This window comes from Saccharopolyspora sp. NPDC002686, assembly GCF_040295745.1.
GTDB lineage: Bacteria > Actinomycetota > Actinomycetes > Mycobacteriales > Pseudonocardiaceae > Saccharopolyspora > Saccharopolyspora oryzae.
In genome coordinates this window covers 1-2,286 of record NZ_JBEOVY010000597.1, presented here as the reverse complement: position 1 = coordinate 2,286, position 2,286 = coordinate 1, and the positions used below count along the sequence as shown (strand labels likewise).

At 69.2% G+C, this 2,286-nt stretch carries 2 protein-coding genes; both read left to right on the top strand.

The window, feature by feature from the left end; all coding sequences use genetic code 11:
- Positions 1 to 99 precede the first annotated feature (99 nt).
- Entirely contained in the window at positions 100 to 573 is a 474-nt protein-coding gene (locus ABTZ89_RS38075; RefSeq protein WP_351054199.1) for a TetR/AcrR family transcriptional regulator, read from the top strand.
- 97 nt (positions 574 to 670) lie between these two features.
- Positions 671 to 2,170 (top strand): amino acid permease, encoded by a 1,500-nt coding sequence (locus ABTZ89_RS38070; protein WP_351054197.1) that lies wholly within the window; start codon positions 671 to 673, stop codon positions 2,168 to 2,170.
- Positions 2,171 to 2,286 lie beyond the last annotated feature (116 nt).

Here is a 2,286-nt window from a genome sequence, read left to right as displayed (position 1 = left end):
GCGCGGACCGCGACGTCCTCGTGGTCGAAAACGCCTTCGCGCAGCCGCCGGAACCAGCGCGCCATGCCGTTCTCCGAACGCGGCATCCAAGCCGTGGGCATGGCCGAGCTGCGCACCACGTCCGGAGTCTCGCTCAAGCGCCTCTACCAGTGCTTCGCCTCGAAGGACGAGCTGGTCGAGGCCTACCTGCGACGCCGCGACGCGCGCTGGCGGGCGTCGCTGGCCGCGCACGTCGAACGCAGCGGCGAGGGAGTGCTCGCGGTCTTCGACTGGCTGCACGAGTGGTTCAGCGAGCCCGGCTTCCGCGGCTGCGCGTTCCTCAACTCGTTCGGCGAGCTCGGCGGCGTGTCCCCGGCAGTGGCCGAAGCCGCCCAGGACCACAAGCGGGAACTGCACGCCTACCTGCGCGACCTGGTCGACCAGCTCGACGTGGCCGAGCCCGGCGAACTCGCCGAGCAGCTGCTCATCCTGGTCGACGGCGCGATCGCCACCGCCGCCGTGAGCGGGCGAGCCGACGCGGCCCGCACCGCGCGCTCCGCTGCGGCAGCGTTGATCGCAGCTGCATCGTTATGAGCGAAGTCGACCGAACCCCGTGATCTGGGCCACAATCCTTGGTTGAGGCGCGAGCGGGCCAACCCGACCCGCCGGGACAAGGGTGAGGAGGCCACCCATGTCAATCATGCGTGTCAAGTCGGTCGAGCAGTCCATCCGAGATGCGGAAGCACCCGAGTTCAGGCTGCGACGGGTGCTGCGGGCCGTGGACCTGCTGGGCATCGGCATCGGCGCGATCATCGGAACCGGCATCTTCGTGCTCACCGGGGTGGCTGCGGCCACCGACGCCGGGCCGGGCATCTCCATCTCGTTCATCATCTCCGGCATCGCCTGCGGACTCGCCGCGCTGTGCTACGCCGAGTTCGCCTCGGTGGTGCCGGTCGCGGGTTCCGCCTACACGTTCTCCTACGCCTCGCTGGGCGAGTTCTTCGCCTGGATCATCGGCTGGGACCTGATGCTGGAGTTCATCATCGGGGCCGCCACCGTGTCGGTGGGCTGGTCCCAGTACTTCGCGCACGCGCTCGATGCGATGGGCCTGCACCTGCCCGACGCGCTGACCTCGGCGCCCGGCGCCGGCGGCGTCGTGGACCTGCCGGCGGCGATCATCGCGCTGGTCCTCACCGTCGTGCTGGTGGTCGGCATCCGGCTCAGCGCCGCGGTCACCAACGTGATCGTGGGGATCAAGCTGCTCGTGGTGCTGTTCTTCATCATCTTCGGCGCGTTCTTCATCAAGGCCGCCAACTGGTCCCCGTTCATCCCGCCGCACCAGCCCCCGGCCCCCGGAGCCGTCAGCGCCCCGCTGGAGGAGCCGCTGATCAGCGCGATCTTCGGGCAGACCGGCTCGTTCGGGCTCAGCGGACTGGTGGCCGGTGCCGCGCTGGTGTTCTTCGCCTACATCGGCTTCGACATCGTCGCCAGCGGCGCGGAGGAGACCCGGCGCCCGCAGCGCGACATGCCGATCGGCATCCTCGGTTCGCTGGCCATCTGCTCGATCCTGTACGTGCTGGTGTCGCTGGTGATGACCGGCATCGTCAAGTACGACCAACTGGACACCGCCGCCCCGATGGCCACCGCGTTCCAGGCGATCGGCGCCCCGTGGGCCGTCGGGCTGGTGTCGCTGGGCGCCATCGCCGGGCTGACCACGGTGATCCTCATCCTGATGCTGGGCCAGGCGCGGGTCGGGTTCGCGATGAGCCGCGACGGGCTGCTGCCGGTGTGGTTCGCCAAGGTGCACCGCAAGTACCGCACGCCGTACCGGATCACCGTGATCACCGGCATCGTGGTGGCGGTCATCGCCTCGCTGACCCCGATCAACGTGCTCGCCGAGATGACCAACATCGGCACCCTGGCCGCGTTCGCGCTGGTCTCGGTCGGCGTGCTGGTGCTGCGCCGGACCCGCCCGGACCTGCCGCGCGCGTTCCGCGTCCCGTGGGTGCCGGTGATCCCGGTCCTGGCCGCGATCGCCTGCATCTACCTGATGCTGAACCTGGAGGGCTGGACCTGGATCCGCTTCGGCATCTGGATGGTCCTCGGCCTGGCCCTGTACTTCGTCTACAGCAAGCGCAACAGCCGCCTCGGCAGAGGCGAAACCATCGAACAAGCAGCCGAAGACCTCTGAGAGGTTCTTCCATCCTCGTCCTGCGTGGCGGTGCGGGTAGCGGAACCTCAGCGCCCGCCTGGACTCCGGGTGCCCGACTTTATGTATGCCAATACACGGCAGTCGGGCCGTCCTCG

Bases quoted from the DNA above. Each gene is read 5' to 3' on its own strand.
- ABTZ89_RS38075 (WP_351054199.1), top strand. From the start codon at position 100: ATGGCCGAGCTGCGCACCACGTCCGGAGTCTCGCTCAAGCGCCTCTAC.
- ABTZ89_RS38070 (WP_351054197.1), top strand. From the start codon at position 671: ATGTCAATCATGCGTGTCAAGTCGGTCGAGCAGTCCATCCGAGATGCG.